The sequence below is a fragment of the Natronomonas sp. genome (assembly GCF_046483325.1).
Lineage (GTDB): Archaea > Halobacteriota > Halobacteria > Halobacteriales > Haloarculaceae > Natronomonas.
This window is the reverse complement of record NZ_JAWODL010000047.1, coordinates 1-15,291: the sequence shown is the minus strand read 5'-3', so window position 1 is coordinate 15,291 and position 15,291 is coordinate 1. Positions and strand designations below refer to the sequence as shown.

Below are 15,291 nucleotides of genomic sequence, written 5' to 3'. Positions count from 1 at the left end.
AAATTCCTGAGAGAGTGTTTGATAGTTTTTTTTTACCACAGTAGCGCTGTCAACGAGCAGGCGAATAGAGAGATCAAAACGACTATTTCTCTCGATCTGGCCCGTAGCCAGCCGTTACCTCCGGATATATCCCGCATAATAATACTCAATCCCACCGACACACTGAGATATTATGAGTAAGGGATCGCTCACCTACGTCGGCGGCGTCCTGCTCGTGGTGGTGCTCGGAGCCATGCTCGTCGGTCAATTTTACGGGACGCCGGTCGGGCCCGCCTACGTCGAAACCGACAGCATGGCCCCGACGATGGACGCGGGCGACGGGTTCGTCGCGATCCCCGCCGCGGTCGCCGGCCCGGTCGAAGCGGGCGACGTCGTCACGTTCGACGCCGAGCGGCTCCACGGCGGGGGGCTCACCACCCACCGCGTCGTCGGTGAGACCGACGAGGGGTATCTCACCAAGGGCGATGGGAACCCAGTCACCGATCAGGACGGGAGCGAACCGCCGGTCGCCGAAGGTCAGATCAAAGCCAAGGCGTTACAGGTGAACGGCGAAGTGGTCGTGATTCCGCATCTCGGAACCGCCGTGGTGGGTGTTGGAGGGGCGATAGAGTCGGTGCAGATGCGGATCGCGGGACTGCTCGGAACGAGCGCCGTCGTCGGGACGCAGGGGCTCGGCTACCTGATCGGTGCGGTCGCGGTGATCGCCTACGCGGTCGACGTGCTCGTGTTCGGCGATAACAAGGATCGATCGCACTCCCGGTCGCGCGACAGCGGGCTCGACCCACGGGTGATCGTCGGTACGTTCGCGCTGTTGATCGTCGTCGCGGCCACGGCGGCGATGATCGGCCCTGCTGGAACCGAACAGATCGGGATGGTGAGCGCGGAGTTCGAATCCGAACAGGCGGCGGTCGTCACCCAGGGGACGTCCTCGGATCTCACCTACGAGATTCACAACGGCGGGCTCCTCCCGACAGTCTCCTACTTCGAGGCCGGGAGCGACCGCGTCGAACCCCGCCAGCGGGAGATGTACCTCGAACGAGGCGGACGCGAGGCGGTGACGGTGACCCTGCACGCCCCGCCCGAAACCGGCTATTACCCCCAGTACGTGACCGAGCGTCGATATCTCGCGATCCTGCCGCTCGGGACGATCCGGACGCTGTACGGGATTCACCCGTGGCTGCCGCTCGTCGCGATCGACGGGCTGCTGGGCGGGAGCTTTTATTTACTGACCATGGCGGTGCTCGGGCGAGGGCGCGTTCGCGACCGACGTCCGGAGCGGGGGTGGCGGCCCCGGCGAGCGCTGGGGCGGCTGTACGACGGCGACCGGTAGCCGTCCGTCGAGTAATCCGAGGCTACCGTCGTGTTCGCGTGGGGCACGGTTCGAAGCACGCACATAACAAAACCGTCGGTAGACACCACTGATAGACGATGGGGATGGGTCCAATCGAGATCGCTCGTGAGCGCGAGAGCCCATGAGCTGGCGACTCCGGGGTCGGGCGCTGTTGGCCGCGTGGTTCGAGGTGATCGTCGTCGTGGTCGTGATCGCCGTGTTGCTCGGTGCGTGGGGAACGTACGCGACCCACGTTGATCCGGGGATGACGACCGAAGAGCGCGTCGAATCGAACTGGGCGACCGAGGGGACCTTCGAGCACGGGGCGACCGTGACGGAATCGAACCCGATCTATCCGACGGATACGACCCTCGAGAACCGATCGATCTATCCGGCGGCGATCGCACCGCAGATGGACGGCCGGTTCGCGTTTCGATACGAGGCCAGCGAGAGCGGCGAACTGGACGTGGAGGTCGATCTCAGCGTTCATCGCCGGGCGATCGTCGAGACGGAGGACACTGAGGACGTCGTCTGGGAGAGGCGTGAGGAAATCGAGACCGACGGCGAATCGTCCCTCGATCCCGGGGCCGAGTTGACCGAGTCCTTCGAGTTGAGTTTCTCGGCGATCGGAAGCGAAAACGAAGAGATCGAGGAGGCGGTAGGCGACCTCCCCGGCGAGATCGAGACGGCGCTCCGTGCGGACGTTCGGGTCTCGGGGACAGTCAACGGGGAGGCGATCGACGACCGATGGACGTACTCGATGCTCCTCAGCGCCGACGGGGACGCGTATCGGGTCAGCGAGCCCCCGAGTGGACGCGAGGCGTTCGAATCGACCGCCAGCGTCCCCGTCGAGCGCTCCTATTCACCGATTCGAAGCGTCGGAGCGCCGCTTTTGCTCGTCGGTTCGCTCGCGCTCTTGGGCGGACTCGTGCTCGCGAAGCGACGCGGACTCGCGCTCGACGACGTCGAACGGGCCTCCCTCGCCTACCGCGACGACCGCGAGGACCTCGAGGAGTGGATCGCGACGATGTCGCTTCCCGACCCCGTCGTCGATACGGTCGACATCGAAGCGGCGTCGCTGGCCGATTTGGTCGACTTCGCGATCGACACGGACAGCGGCGTCGTCTACGATCCGGATCGAGAGGTGTACGTGGTCGTCCACCGCGACGTGACCTACGCGTACCAGCCGCCGAGCGACGACCGGGGGGACCGCGAGAGCTGAAATCTCTCCCCGAACGCGTACGCTTAAAAGTCCGCATCACGAAACGGACGTATGAAACACGTCACAGTGCCGAAAGACCGGATCGGCGTGCTGATCGGTGAGGGGGGTGCGACGATGCGCGAGATAGAATCCCGCGCGGAGGTCCGCCTCGACATCGATTCGGAGACCGGCTCGGTCCGCGTCGAGTCGGTCGGCGATCCGATCCTCGGGTTGAAGGGGCCCGACATCGTCAAAGCCATCGGTCGGGGCTTTCCCCCGGCGGACGCCCTCCGGCTGCTCGAGGACGACATGCAGATGTTCGACCTCATCGACATCGAGGCAGCGACCCGAAACAAAAAGGACCTCCGTCGGAAGAAGGGACGGCTCATCGGCGAAAGCGGCCGAACCCGCGAGCTGATGGCCGAACTCAGCGGCGCGGAGGTCGTCATCTACGGGACGACGCTCGGTATTATCGGCTCTCCGAAGCAGGTCGACGCCGTCCGCAGCGCCGCCGAGATGATCCTCGACGGCGCGCCGCACGGCGCGGTCTACTCGTTCCTCGAACGTCGCCACAACGAGATGCGATCGAACGACATCGAGTACCACCAGTTCACCGACGGGTCGCGGTCGGCCTGATCAGAACCGTTGGACTGCAGCCGAACGCCGAAGCCGCCACAGCGTGTTACCAGAAATTTCGTGCGATCCGTTGGCATGGATAATCGGGGTCCCTCCGGCGGTTTTTGATCTCACCGTTTCAGCAACTTTTATATAGAACCACAGACAATCAATCAGGTGACTATGGCACAACAGATGGGCAACCAGCCGATGATCGTCCTTTCCGAGGAAAGTCAGCGAACCTCCGGACGGGACGCACAGTCGATGAACATCACCGCGGGTAAAGCGGTCGCCGAGTCCGTACGCACGACGCTCGGTCCCAAGGGGATGGACAAGATGCTCGTCGACTCGACGGGGAACGTCGTGGTTACGAACGACGGCGTCACCATCCTCAGCGAGATGGACATCGAACACCCCGCGGCCAACATGATCGTCGAGGTCGCCGAGACCCAAGAAGAAGAAGTCGGCGACGGAACGACGACGTCCGTCGTCGTGGCCGGCGAGTTGCTCTCGCAGGCCGAAGACCTCCTCGAACAGGACATCCACGCGACGGTCCTCGCGCAGGGGTACCGCCAGGCCGCCGCCGAGGCCAAAGAGATCCTCGACGAGATCTCGATCGACGTTGATGCCGAGGACACCGAAGTCCTCGAAGCCATCGCCGCGACGGCGATGACCGGTAAGGGTGCGGAGAACTCGAAGGACCTGCTGTCCGGACTCGCCGTCGACGCCGTACGCGCGGTCGCCGATGACGACGACATCGACACGGACAACATCAAAATCGAGAAGGTCGTCGGCGGCGCCGTCGACGAGTCCGAACTCGTCGAGGGCGTCATCGTCGGCAAAGAGCGTGTCCACGACAACATGCCCGCGCTCGTCGAGGACGCGAACATCGCCCTGATCGACACGCCGATCGAGGTCAAAGAGACCGAGATCGACGCCGAGGTCAACGTCACCGACCCCGACCAGCTCGAGCAGTTCCTCGAGCAGGAAGAAAAACAGCTGCGCGAGATGGTCGACAGATTCGTCGACGTGGGCGCTGACGTCGTCTTCTGTCAGAAGGGCATCGACGACATGGCCCAACACTACCTCGCCCAAGAGGGCATCCTCGCGGTCCGCCGCGCGAAGAAGTCCGACATGAAGGCGCTGGCCCGCTCGACCGGCGGCCGCGTCGTCTCCAACATCGACGACATCACCGAGGACGATCTCGGCTTCGCCGGCTCCGTCAGCCAACAGCCCATCGCCGGCGACGAGAAGATCTTCGTCGAGGACGTCGAGCAGGCCCGCGCGGTCACGCTCATTCTCCGCGGCGGCACCGAGCACGTCGTCGACGAGGTCGAACGCGCGGTCGAGGACTCCCTCGGCGTCGTTCGCACCACGCTCCAGGACGGACAGGTGCTCCCGGGCGGCGGTGCCCCCGAGATCGCGCTGGCGCTCGGTCTGCGTGACTTCGCGGACTCCGTCGAGGGCCGCGAGCAGCTCGCGATCGAAGCGTTCGCCGACGCCGTCGACGTGATCCCGCGCACGCTCGCGGAGAACGCCGGACTCGACCCCATCGACTCGCTCGTCGAGCTCCGCAGCCAGCACACCAAAGACAGCAGCTTCGGCCTCGACGCCTACACCGGTGACGTCATCGACATGGAAGCCGAGGGTGTCGTCGAACCGCTGCGCGTGAAGACGCAGGCCATCGAGGCGGCCACCGAGGCGGCCGTGATGATCCTCCGCATCGACGACGTCATCGCCGCGGGCGACCTCAAGGGTGGCTCCAGCGACGACGGGGATGACGAGGAGATGCCCGGCGGCGCCGGCGGCATGGGCGGCGGCATGGGCGGCGGCATGGGCGGTATGGGCGGCGGCATGGGCGGTATGATGTAAGCCGCGACGGCACACACCACCCGTAAGCCGACCACGAACCGTCCCGTCCGAACGAGTAAACATGTATTTTTCCCGAGTCGCCTCCCGTAGTAGCTACTGCGCGGTGGGGCGTGAGCCCGAACGCGCGAACAGCGCAACGTACACCGCGACAGCGGCGGCGGCGCCGACACCGACGATCAGATCGGTCGAAAGGACGCTTCGCCCGACGTTCACGTATCGAAGCCCGAGCAGCGCCAAGATCGTGAGTCCGAACGCGGTGTAGGCACTCAACAGGCGACGGAGACCTGCGCTCAAACTGCTCATCGATACCCCCACACCGATCAAGACGACGACGCCGACGAGGAGTCCGATCGGAAGCGCGATGATCGCCGAGAACTCGAAATCGAGAATCTCGATGACTGCGACGGTGATCAAAAGGAACGTAGTAATGCCCGAACCGATCGCCGTGAGTAGCGTTCGTCCGTTCATAACGGCGATAACGCAACGCAGTTGATAAGTATCCGGTGGCTACCGGGAGAGTTACCGAACGGCAGCCGTCGCGTCGCGCATGACCTCCAGGGCCTCTTTCAGCGTTTCGACGTCGACCGCGTACGAGATGCGGGCGTGTCCCGCCCCACCCGCGCCGAACGCCTCACCGGGGACGACGACGACGCCGCGGTCGATGACCTCGTCGACCCAGCCGTCGGGAACCCGAGGCATCGCGTAGAACGCACCCTGCGGCATCGGCACGTCAAGACCCATCCCTTCGAGCCCGTCGAGCAACACGTCGCGGCGCTCCTCGAAGGCGTCCCGCATCTCCTCGACGCGGTGCTGTGGGCCCGATAGGGCGGCTTCGGCGGCGTACTGTGCGGGCGCGGACGCACAGGCTTGAGCGTACTGGTGGACCCTGAGCATCCGTTCGATTCGCTCGTGTGAAGCGGTCACCCAGCCGAGTCGCCAGCCGGTCATCGAGTACGCCTTCGAACAGGCGTTGACGACGGCGACGTTGTCCGAGTCGGTGAAGTCCGCGGGCGAGTGGTGGTCGCCGTCGAAGACGAACGGTTCGTACACCTCATCGGAGAGACACAACACGTCGTACTCCTCGGCGATGCGGGCGAACTCGCGCATGTCGGTCTCGCCTTGGACCGCGCCGGTCGGATTGGCGGGGCTGTTTACGACGAACATCGCGGTGTCGTCGGTGATCGCGTCCTCGACGGCTTCCGGGGCCATCGTAAGGTCCTCCCGCAGTTCGACCGGCTTCGGCGCTCCGTCCGCGAGATGCGTCAGCGCCTCGTAGGAGACGAAGCCTGGATCGGGAAAGACGACCTCCTGGCCCGCGTCCACGTGGGCTTCGATGGCGATGTGGAGGGCCTCGCTGCCGCCCGAGGTCGCGATGACGTTCTCGGGATCGACCGAGAAGTCGTTGTCCCGATCGTGCTTCGTCGCGATGGCCTCACGAAGCGACTCGGTACCCTTGTTCGACGTGTACGCGTCCGTCTTCCCCGATTCGATCGCCTCGATCGCCGCGCTTCGCGCGTTGTCGGGCGTCGGAAAGTCGGGTTGTCCCAATCCCAGGTTGATGGCGTCCTCGCCGGCCGCTTCGAACACCTCTCGGATACCGCTGATCGAGATCCGCTCGACGCGGGTGGAAAAACGACTCATGTGGGAAGGGGCGTCCGGCGGCGCAATAGTTCTGCCGTGTCCGGCGAGACGCGAGCGCGCTAGCCGTCGAAATTCTCTCTAAGCGTCTCGATGTGTCGTTCCAGACGCCGAAGCGTCGCGTCGGCGTCCGAATAGCCGCTCTCGTACTCGCCGTAGGCGTCGTCGGCCTTTTCGAGAAAGTGCTCGATCGCGTCGTCGGGTTCGCTCATGTGCGACACGACGAGACGGTGAGGCAAAAAGGCAGTCGTGTCCGATCGTCGGCCGACGCTGGTCAACGGCCCGACCACGCCGGCGTGAAACGTCCGAAACCGTGTGAAACGATCCGATAGCAAGCGCGTAACAATCACGGTGACGCCGAACGGTTCGGTATGCAACCCGACGACGTTCGAGCGCAGTGTACGCAAATTATCGACCAGATCGCGGGCGCCGTCGTGACCGACCGAACGACGCTCGAGACGATCCTCGCCGGCATCGTCTCCGACGGCCACGTGCTGTTGGAGGACGTCCCGGGGACGGGGAAGACGCTCACGGCGCGGTCCTTCGCGAACGCGGTCGGCGTCTCGTTCAAACGCGTCCAGTTTACGCCCGATCTGCTCCCCTCGGACGTGATCGGCTCGAACGTCTTCGACGAGGCGACCCGTGAGTTCGAGTTCCAGCCCGGCCCGATCTTCGCGAACGTCGTGTTGGCGGACGAGATCAACCGCGCCCCGCCGAAGACGCAATCGGCGCTGCTGGAGGCGATGGAGGAGGGACAGGTCACGGTCGACGGCGACTCGTACCCGCTTCCGGACCCGTTCGTCGTCATCGCCACGCAGAACCCCGTCGAGATGGACGGCACGTTCGATCTCCCGGTCGCCCAACTGGATCGGTTCATCGTCAAGACGAGCCTCGGCTACCCCGACCGTGCGGGCGAACTCGAACTGATCGACCGCCGGGCCTCGCGCGCATCGAAGTCACCGTCGGTCGAACGGGTCTGTACGCTCGATTCGCTCAATCGATTGCGCAGCGTCCCGGAGTCGGTCCGCGTCGAAGCGGCGGTTCGCGAGTATCTCGTTGACGTCGCGCGCGCCACGCGGGAGGACGAACGCGTTCGAACGGGCGTTTCACCGCGGGGAGTACAGCGCTTTTTCGAGGCCGCCCGGACGCGCGCAGCGCTCGAAGGACGACCCTACGCGACGCCGGACGACGTCAAGACGATGGCACCGCCGGTGTTGTCCCACCGGCTCGTGTTGACCCCCGATGCTCGTATCGACGGAGCGGCGGCGACCGACATCGTCGCGGATATCCTCTCGGACGTTCGGGTGCCGCAGTTGAGCGCTTGAGATCCTCCCTCGGCGCTACGCCCTCGGTTCGTTGAGGGTCACTCACTGGCGGAGCGATGCTCTGTCGAAGCCTCGAAAGGCCTCGCCTTTCAGCATCATGAGGTGAACGAAGCAGGGTGGGATAGTCCACTGGCTTCGCTGAAACGTATCGCACCGCAGCGCCACGAACCGCACCGCGCTCACCGGTGGTAGACGAGCGAGAGCGCGACGCCCGCGACGACGAGCGCGAGGAGTGCCGCGAACGACAGCCCGTCGATACCGAGGCGATCGACGCCCAGGACGGCCGCGGCGGCCACGCCCGCCACGATCAGGCTCAAGCTCGCGTGGACGAGTTCGCCCCGGGCGGTTGCCACCACGTGTCGAGCACCGACCTGACCACCAACGGAGACGGCGTACTCTGTGACATCCCACGCGAGGATCGTCGCCGCCCCCGCGGCGACGAGCGACGGTGGGGGTGCGCCGCGGACGACCCCGCTCGTGAGCACGCCGAGGAACACCAATCCGGTTCCCGCGTCGATCAGCGTCCGACTCCACCGGATGCGAAGCGGAGCGAGCGCCACAGCGAGCACCCACAGTCCCGCGATCCCCGGCAGTAGTTCGAGTCGGTCGACGATCTGTGACGGTCGCGCCGCGGCATCGATGACCGCAACGGCGAGGACGGCGACGCCACAGAGCGCCGAGACCACGCCGATCACGCGACGACCGCGATGCCACAGCCGACCGCCGAGAACGAACACCGCGGCCCCGAGGACTGCTATCGCCAGAATACCCCGCTGGGTTTCGGTTTCGGCGATCAGCCCCACTGCGAGCGCAGCGGCGACGATCCCGAGGGCGCTGCTCGTGATCGTCGGGAGGCGAACGAACGGCGACGGCGGCGACCGGTCCGTCATCGCCGCCACCCCTCGAGAGTCGCAAGCGCAGCGCCCAACGGCTCCGTCGGCTCCCAATCGGCGACCGGGATCCCGGCGTTTCGAAGCGCTGTCAGTCGATGATCGCGTTCCAGTCGGGCGAGTCGACCGCCGACGGTCCGATCGGTCGTCGCGTCGGGGCTGACGACCGTCACCACGCCACCGCCGAGTTCGAACCGTTGGGCGATTCGGTGAGCGCCGTCGTCGCACAGCGGCGTTATCAACACGAGCTGCGTGCTCGAATCGAGTCGTGACCGGATCGTCGAGAGCTGTCGATCGAGCGCCGGGGTCCCGTTGGAGTCCACCGCGTCGGCACCCGCTCGAACCGCCTGTGGCGGCGGCGAGAGATCGAGCGCGGGATCGGAGACCAGCCGTCGCTGGAATCTGATCGCGTGATCTCGACCCGTATCGGGGGCGAGGAAACACAACTCGCGGCCGAACGCCGCCAGGCCGACGCGATGTGGGGCGTCGAAGAGCGCATCGCCGATTCGTCCGGCGGCGTCGACCGCGTGCGCGACCGCGTGCGGTTCCGAGTCGACGCTCGCGCGGTACGCCTCGGGTCGGGCGTCCACACAAACGATCACGTCGGCGAGCCGTTCGAGTCGAAACGTGACGGAGGTGAGTTCGCCGGTGCGGGCGTACCGCCGCCAGTCGATGCGGCTGGCCGGGTCGCCGCGGCGGTACTCCTCGACCGAGTGAAACTCGAGGCCGCGCCCGCCGTCGTCGGTGAGGAGCGGCCCGGTTCGGTAACTGCTCCGGGCACGCAGCGGGACCGCCGGAATCCGTGCCGCACACTCGATCGTGTCCTCGGCCGTGACGGCGGTTTCGAGTTCGACCGCCCCGCTGGCGTCGCGACAGAGCACCGTCGTCGGCTGGAAGCGATGCCGCCCGGCTCGAGCGCGAACCCGGTATGTGACCGTGGTCTCGCCACCCGGCCGCAGCGCCGTCGCACATCGCGGGGAGCCGTCGTCGACGGCGAGCATCGCCGGGACGCCGTCCACGACTCGGAGATCGAACAGCGTCGATTCACCCTCGTTTCGGATCGTCGTCCGAACGGTGACGGCGTCACCGACGCCGGGAGAGTCGGGGGCTATGCGCCGAGTGACAGAGAGCTCGGGCTCCGGAACGGCCGCGAGACGCGGGTAGGCCGCGAAAGCGATTCCCACGGCCCCGACCAACAGGAGCGGGGGCCGCTTCGCAATGAGGCCGGCGGCCACGGCGAGGAGGGTAACGGCGACGATTCCCCGCCACCGACCCGTCGATCGGACGATCGGCCCCCCATCGAGCCGTGCGGCGTCGTCCGTCACGGCCGCTCCCCAGGCGTAGTGGATCGCGCCGCCGCCTGGTCGTCGGCCCGCGCCGGTCGGTCGCCGTTCGACACCCGTTCGATCGCGTCGACGGTTCTGCTCACGGCCCGATCGCCGCCGCGCATCCCCCAGTCGAACCACCCCGACATACCGCCGGCGTCGCCGTCGGAGAGATATCGAGCGGCCGTTTCGTCGTCGATCCAGTCGCCGTCGGCGACGCGCTGCTCAGCGACACCGCGTGAACACCCCGACGAACGCATCGTCGCTCGGATCGCGGCCTCGCGAAGCCGCTCGCGCCGGTCCTCTCGCGACGCACGGGTCCGAGCGTCGAACGCCGAGCCAGGATACGCAGCCGAGAGCACGCCCTCGACGGGCGGTGGAGACGCCTCGTCGACGCCGCGAATGCGTCGAGCCACGACGACGAGCACCGCGAGGCCGACGGCCGAAACGCCGACCACGGCCACGACCACGTAATCGCTACCGAGCGCCGACAGGATCGCCTCGATCGGCAATCGCCCCTCCGTCTCCGGGACGAACACGACCAAGAGCCCGACGCCCAAGACCGAGAGACCGACGAGGAGGAATAACCCGCGGATCAGCCGACCGAGAATAGAGCGCCACGTCCCGCGATCAGCCGTTTCGCTCATCCCGACCCCTCCTCGAACCGCCGGAGGGCATCCTGAGCGCGACCCGCCTCCTCGGCGGCTGGGGCGCCCCCGTAGTGGACGCGCTCGAACGCCGCGGTTATCGCGTCGACGGCGGGTGCGTCCAGCCCGCGCTCGTGGGCGAGTTCGCGACACTCGGCCGTCGTCAGCGTCTCCGGGCGCTCCGGATCGACCCGCCGAACCAGCGCCAGCCACGCCCGGTCGACTGCGGTGGTGGGATCGACGCCGGGCCACGCGGCGGCTCCGGACGCCGACCGAGTCCCATCGCCGGACGGGTCGGCACTGAGAAGCGACCACAGCGTGTCGCGGTACCGGTAGACGATCGCCACGAGCGCCACCACTGCCGCGATCGCCACGAGCACGCCGAGAAGGTCAGCCAAGAGCGCGAGGAGGCGGTCGAGGAGCGTCTGCTCGCTGCTTCCCTCGCCCATTCCGGACTCGCTCGAACCCGTTCCCGACCCCGATTCCGAATCCGAATCTGAATCCCCACCCGTCTCCCCCTCATCGCCGCCGCGTGCCCGCTGGAGAAGTTCGCCGAGACCGCTCCCAGTCTGCCCTTCCGCGTCGCGGTCGTCCGCCTCGCCGGACGCCTCGACGTCGCCCTCACCCGGCTGCGTCTCGCTCGACTCCGAGCCGCGCTCGCCGCCGTCGATCTCCTCTCGGAGCGTCGCGGCGTCACCCTGCCCGATCGGCAGGTCGTCCCAATCGGGATCGATCTCGTCTTCGGGGTCGGTCGAGAGCGTCGTGTCGAGCGTGGTCGCCGCGACGCCCAGCGCCGAGATGGACAACACGGCGATCAGCAGTGCGGGGACTCGCGAGCTCGTCATACCGCTCTACCGCGGTCGGGTCGGCTGGGGACGATCAGATGCGACTCGGTGATACGCTGCATTCGTCGACAGGGAGGGGGAACGCGGGGATAATTATACGTTACCTATGGGGGCGTAAGGGGAGCCAAACGCGTCCGAAGCCGTGGCAGTTCAGGCGATGGCTAATGTGGGATTTGTCTGGACAGACTCGATCGGAGCAATAGTTATAAATCTTCCCACCAAACGTGGGAACATGACAAAAGTTGACTCGAAGGGACGAGTCGTTCTTCCGAAACGGGTGCGCGACCGGCTGGGGATCACCGCGGGAAGCGAGGTCGAAATTCGCGAACAGGACGGACGCGTGGTGGTCGAACCGGAGGACGATCCCTCGGACATCATCGAAGACGTAGAGGCACTGATCGAATCAGCCGCAGCGGACAGAACACGGACGCCGTACGACGACCTCGACACCCAGTCGAAAGCCCACGTCGATGCGATTCAGCGACAGTCGGTCCGGGACGAAACTGCCGATGAGTGACGGCCCGTACCTGTTCGACGTCGGCGTCACGGCGCTCGCTCACGCGGGGACGCCCGTTAGCGAAGTGGCACTCTCGTACGTCCGGAAGGCCATCACGGGGGAGATCGACGCCGTCGTTCCCTACGCCTCGCTCGTTGGTGCCCACCACATCCTAACGTCCATCTACGGATTCGCCAACGACGAGGCATCGGCGCTCATGGATCGGTTCATGGACGCAAAACGCGTCCACTGGTACGATGCGATGCCCGAATCGACGGTCCGGTCCGGATTCGAACGAGCCGGCGCGGCGAACGTCGACGGCTGGGACGGGTACTACGCACAGGTCGCCGCAGAGGAAGGCGTCGAAACTATCTTGACTATCGACGACGACTTCGACCAGTTCGCGGACGTTACTGCCGACGTGATACTCTCGACAGCCGAGTTCAGGACGCTGAACGAGTATCTCGGATACTGAGACACTTTCTTTTTCAGTCGCAGCTGAGGGACTTCCCGTCTCCTGCGTAGACGCACGACAGCCACAGCTATCGCTGTCCGTCGCAGCGTCGTCGAAAAATGAAAACCGCAAACCGCGAGACTGAATCGGACCCGCGCGGGTCGTTTTCAGTTAGTTGAACGCGTTCCGTCGGGCTGCCAGCAGCGCAGCGCCGATGAGCGCGATGAGCGCGATGACGGCTCCGAATCCGGCCTGATCTTCAGGCTCTTCCGTGGGTTCGGGTTCGTCAGTCGGCTCGGGCGTCGGCTCGTCCGTCGGTTCCGGCGTCGGTTCCGGCGTCGGTTCCGGCGTCGGTTCCGGCGTCTCGTCAGGCTCGGTCTCGCCGAAGACTCCGTCAGTCTCCGCGTCGTCGTCGAAGGCCTGGTTGCGGACGGTGGCCTCGAACTCCTGTCCGGCCGGTCGGTCGCTGAAGTTGAACGTGCCAGCGAACGTGCGGTCGGCCGTCACGTCGGTGTCGTTGGTGCGGAGGAAGGCGCTGTCACCGGTCGCGCGGGTACGGATCGTGAGTTCCGTACCGGGGGCGACGGTGGTCGTGCCGTTGATCTCCGCGTCTTCGGTCGGCGCGACGGTGATGTTGTCGTCGTCGTCGACGTCGAAGTCGAGTTCGCGGTCGACGAATTCGAGGTTGTCGCTAACCTGCTCGTCGTCGTCTTCCCAGTCAAGATCGTCGTCTCGCTCGAAGCTGTCGAGGAAGTTCGCGGTCACGTTCCACGTGGCGTCAAACTCTTCATCAATCGGAGCTACCTCATCGGAGTCTGTGCCAACCTCATCAGCAGCCGTATCGTCTTCACGACCGTCCCGCGTGAACCGGAGGTCGTCAGAGTCTACGACCGTGAATACAGTGTTGTTGTCTTCGTCAACGATGACGGTCACATCGGTGGCAATATCCATCGATTCGACGTCCAACACGTACGGATCGCGGTTCGTGGTCGGATTCGTCTGCTCGAGCTCCATCACGAAGAGCTGTTGATCGTAAACGCCAACAGCCCCATCAGCACCGTACAACGTCTCTGCGAGGCTGTTACCGCCGCCCGCCTCCGCAGCACCGAAGACACCGGATGCTTCGTGCTGGAAGACGATGGCGTCTCCACGACGGTTACTCTCGGCTCGGTCCTCGTCAGCGATCGCGATGGTGTCGGATTGGGTCAGGTTACCTTCTCCGATACCAGCGTAGATAGTCTCGGTGTCATCGAAGTCGCCCTGGTCATCTCCTGGCGCAGTCCAGACGGTCAAACCGTCCGTGGAACGCTCAGCCAAGTCGACCGTCGCAATATCGTACTCATCGAGGTTATCGATGTCCGGTGACGCCGTATCATCACCAGAAGCGGGGCTTTCGTATGTTGAGATGTCGTACAGACCCGCCTCAAGTACGGCTGGCAGAGTGCTACCCGCTGAAGAGCCGGTCTCAGTAGTCTCGGAGAACTCAACGAAGTCACCCTCTTGAACCGTTACAGGAGAGGCGGACTCGCTGGTTTCCGTGGTGAGGATAGATCCCTGACCTGCTTGATATGTGTTGAACAGGACCGAAATCTCGTCATCATCGTTTGGCTCAACAGTAAAGTTAGCTTGGTAGCCGTCATCTTCAACGCTACCGAAGACGAGCATAACCTCGTCAGGGCTACCACTTACTGTTGCATTTATCTCGACCTGGTCGCCGCGGTCCTGTTGGAACTGCGGATCGTCGAAAGTCGCGTCGGTGTCGACCGATTCGAGGATCGACAGGGACGCGTTGGCAGCAGCCGAGGTGTCTTGCACCTCGAACTCGAAGTCGTAGTCACCCTCGTCGATATCCTCGTCGACGGTGATGTCTTCGTCGATGAAGTTGTCGGGGTCCTCTAGGACGAGAACGTCGTCGTCCTCGTACTCGTCGCTAAGTGTGGCGACTTCACCATCGAGCGCCTGGAAGGTCGATTCAAGCTCCTCATAGTCGATTCCGTCAGCGGAAACGTTGACGGAGTAAGAGCCACCACGTTCGGGGGACTCAAGCTCGAATCCAACTTCTTCACCAGCTTGGACTTCATCGTCATCGAACTCGGCAGTCATCGTCTGGACACTGAGGCTACCTTCGGCGAGTTCATCGCCGGTCGAACCAGCGAATTCGTTAGCCGCAGGGGGAGTTGAACTCGGGTTCGAAGCGACTAAGTAGTCGTTTCCATCCGTGGAGCGAAGGACGTACTGACCTTCCTGCAAGTTGGAGGTCGTGAACGTGACTTCGTCATCATCTACTTCCCGCGTCTGGACGGTCGTGAAGCTGAGCGGGTTATCGTCACTATCCCGATCAGTAACCCGTCGCAGCTGGATCGACTCGCTACCACCGCTGGCATCCGAAATACCTGTAATCGTTACTTCTTCACCTTGGAAGAACTCTGAGCCGTCGAATTCGCCAGCATCGACGTTCAGCGTCTGATCTGCGGCGGCACTGCCCGCAAACGCCATGGTTCCTGCGAAGACCCACAGATCCGCTGCTTTCTTGCTGGCCTGTATGCTCGGCACGAGGGCGAGTCGCACGAAACCTTCTCCGGGATTGAGACCGGACTGCGTTTCGTTGCTGATCCATGTTCCCGGTGTGGAGACCACGGCGATCTCGGGATTC

15 protein-coding genes are annotated in these 15,291 nt (G+C 64.8%); 7 read left to right on the top strand and 8 right to left on the bottom strand.

Annotation, left to right across the window (positions count from 1 at the left end):
* Positions 1 to 172: 172 nt before the first annotated feature.
* The 4 genes from R6U53_RS14085 (at position 173) to thsA (ending at position 5,018) form a co-directional block, all read left to right on the top strand.
* Entirely contained in the window at positions 173 to 1,330 is a 1,158-nt protein-coding gene (locus tag R6U53_RS14085; protein WP_410323009.1) for a S26 family signal peptidase, read from the top strand.
* A gap of 142 nt (positions 1,331 to 1,472) precedes the next feature.
* Complete coding sequence (locus R6U53_RS14080; protein ID WP_410323008.1) at positions 1,473 to 2,552, top strand: DUF5305 family protein; 1,080 nt, start codon at positions 1,473 to 1,475, stop codon at positions 2,550 to 2,552.
* A 51-nt stretch (positions 2,553 to 2,603) separates the two neighbouring features.
* Positions 2,604 to 3,167, top strand: a complete 564-nt coding sequence (locus R6U53_RS14075) for a KH domain-containing protein (protein ID WP_410323007.1) — start codon at positions 2,604 to 2,606, stop codon at positions 3,165 to 3,167.
* Between the two features lie 174 nt (positions 3,168 to 3,341).
* Entirely contained in the window at positions 3,342 to 5,018 is a 1,677-nt protein-coding gene (thsA, locus tag R6U53_RS14070; protein WP_410323028.1) for a thermosome subunit alpha, read from the top strand.
* Between the two features lie 93 nt (positions 5,019 to 5,111).
* Here the strand turns inward: thsA and R6U53_RS14065 are convergent, their stop codons facing one another.
* From R6U53_RS14065 to R6U53_RS14055, 3 genes are read right to left on the bottom strand one after another with little or no spacing between them, the layout of a single operon-like run.
* A complete protein-coding gene (locus R6U53_RS14065; RefSeq protein ID WP_410323006.1) occupies positions 5,112 to 5,486 on the bottom strand; it encodes a hypothetical protein in 375 nt (124 codons plus the stop codon).
* A 51-nt stretch (positions 5,487 to 5,537) separates the two neighbouring features.
* Positions 5,538 to 6,659 (bottom strand): pyridoxal phosphate-dependent aminotransferase, encoded by a 1,122-nt coding sequence (locus R6U53_RS14060; RefSeq protein ID WP_410323005.1) that lies wholly within the window; start codon positions 6,657 to 6,659, stop codon positions 5,538 to 5,540.
* A 59-nt stretch (positions 6,660 to 6,718) separates the two neighbouring features.
* Positions 6,719 to 6,868 (bottom strand): hypothetical protein, encoded by a 150-nt coding sequence (locus R6U53_RS14055; RefSeq protein WP_410323004.1) that lies wholly within the window; start codon positions 6,866 to 6,868, stop codon positions 6,719 to 6,721.
* 159 nt (positions 6,869 to 7,027) lie between these two features.
* On the opposite strand from R6U53_RS14055, the gene R6U53_RS14050 reads away from it, so the two are divergent.
* Complete coding sequence (locus R6U53_RS14050) at positions 7,028 to 7,981, top strand: AAA family ATPase (RefSeq protein ID WP_410323003.1); 954 nt, start codon at positions 7,028 to 7,030, stop codon at positions 7,979 to 7,981.
* A gap of 179 nt (positions 7,982 to 8,160) precedes the next feature.
* Here the strand turns inward: R6U53_RS14050 and R6U53_RS14045 are convergent, their stop codons facing one another.
* From R6U53_RS14045 to R6U53_RS14030, 4 genes are read right to left on the bottom strand one after another with little or no spacing between them, the layout of a single operon-like run.
* Positions 8,161 to 8,871 carry a hypothetical protein gene (locus tag R6U53_RS14045; RefSeq protein WP_410323002.1) on the bottom strand — a complete coding sequence of 237 codons (711 nt, stop codon included), beginning with the start codon at positions 8,869 to 8,871 and terminating at the stop codon, positions 8,161 to 8,163.
* A complete protein-coding gene (locus R6U53_RS14040) occupies positions 8,868 to 10,196 on the bottom strand; it encodes a DUF58 domain-containing protein (protein WP_410323001.1) in 1,329 nt (442 codons plus the stop codon). The genes R6U53_RS14045 and R6U53_RS14040 overlap by 4 nt, the downstream gene beginning before the upstream one ends.
* The gene (locus tag R6U53_RS14035; RefSeq protein ID WP_410323000.1) at positions 10,193 to 10,843 is read right to left on the bottom strand and encodes a hypothetical protein; all 651 of its coding nucleotides are present in this window, start codon (positions 10,841 to 10,843) and stop codon (positions 10,193 to 10,195) included. Before R6U53_RS14035 ends, R6U53_RS14040 begins: the two co-directional genes overlap by 4 nt.
* A complete protein-coding gene (locus R6U53_RS14030) occupies positions 10,840 to 11,688 on the bottom strand; it encodes a DUF4129 domain-containing protein (RefSeq protein WP_410322999.1) in 849 nt (282 codons plus the stop codon). Before R6U53_RS14030 ends, R6U53_RS14035 begins: the two co-directional genes overlap by 4 nt.
* Before the next feature lie 232 nt (positions 11,689 to 11,920).
* Between R6U53_RS14030 and R6U53_RS14025 the strand changes: the two genes are divergently transcribed.
* A complete protein-coding gene (locus R6U53_RS14025) occupies positions 11,921 to 12,205 on the top strand; it encodes an AbrB/MazE/SpoVT family DNA-binding domain-containing protein (protein WP_410322998.1) in 285 nt (94 codons plus the stop codon).
* Entirely contained in the window at positions 12,198 to 12,659 is a 462-nt protein-coding gene (locus R6U53_RS14020) for a type II toxin-antitoxin system VapC family toxin (protein WP_410322997.1), read from the top strand. Before R6U53_RS14025 ends, R6U53_RS14020 begins: the two co-directional genes overlap by 8 nt.
* Before the next feature lie 150 nt (positions 12,660 to 12,809).
* On the opposite strand, the gene R6U53_RS14015 is transcribed toward R6U53_RS14020, so the two are convergent.
* Positions 12,810 to 15,291 (bottom strand): BGTF surface domain-containing protein (locus R6U53_RS14015; protein WP_410322996.1); only part of this gene is annotated, 2,482 nt, incomplete at its 5' end.

Coding starts and splice junctions, on each gene's coding strand:
- R6U53_RS14065 (WP_410323006.1), bottom strand. CDS start 5,486: ATGAACGGACGAACGCTACTCACGGCGATCGGTTCGGGCATTACTACG.
- R6U53_RS14055 (WP_410323004.1), bottom strand. CDS start 6,868: ATGAGCGAACCCGACGACGCGATCGAGCACTTTCTCGAAAAGGCCGAC.
- R6U53_RS14025 (WP_410322998.1), top strand. CDS start 11,921: ATGACAAAAGTTGACTCGAAGGGACGAGTCGTTCTTCCGAAACGGGTG.
- R6U53_RS14080 (WP_410323008.1), top strand. CDS start 1,473: ATGAGCTGGCGACTCCGGGGTCGGGCGCTGTTGGCCGCGTGGTTCGAG.
- thsA (WP_410323028.1), top strand. CDS start 3,342: ATGGGCAACCAGCCGATGATCGTCCTTTCCGAGGAAAGTCAGCGAACC.
- R6U53_RS14050 (WP_410323003.1), top strand. CDS start 7,028: ATGCAACCCGACGACGTTCGAGCGCAGTGTACGCAAATTATCGACCAG.
- R6U53_RS14030 (WP_410322999.1), bottom strand. CDS start 11,688: ATGACGAGCTCGCGAGTCCCCGCACTGCTGATCGCCGTGTTGTCCATC.
- R6U53_RS14045 (WP_410323002.1), bottom strand. CDS start 8,871: ATGACGGACCGGTCGCCGCCGTCGCCGTTCGTTCGCCTCCCGACGATC.
- R6U53_RS14020 (WP_410322997.1), top strand. CDS start 12,198: ATGAGTGACGGCCCGTACCTGTTCGACGTCGGCGTCACGGCGCTCGCT.
- R6U53_RS14060 (WP_410323005.1), bottom strand. CDS start 6,659: ATGAGTCGTTTTTCCACCCGCGTCGAGCGGATCTCGATCAGCGGTATC.
- R6U53_RS14085 (WP_410323009.1), top strand. CDS start 173: ATGAGTAAGGGATCGCTCACCTACGTCGGCGGCGTCCTGCTCGTGGTG.
- R6U53_RS14035 (WP_410323000.1), bottom strand. CDS start 10,843: ATGAGCGAAACGGCTGATCGCGGGACGTGGCGCTCTATTCTCGGTCGG.
- R6U53_RS14075 (WP_410323007.1), top strand. CDS start 2,604: ATGAAACACGTCACAGTGCCGAAAGACCGGATCGGCGTGCTGATCGGT.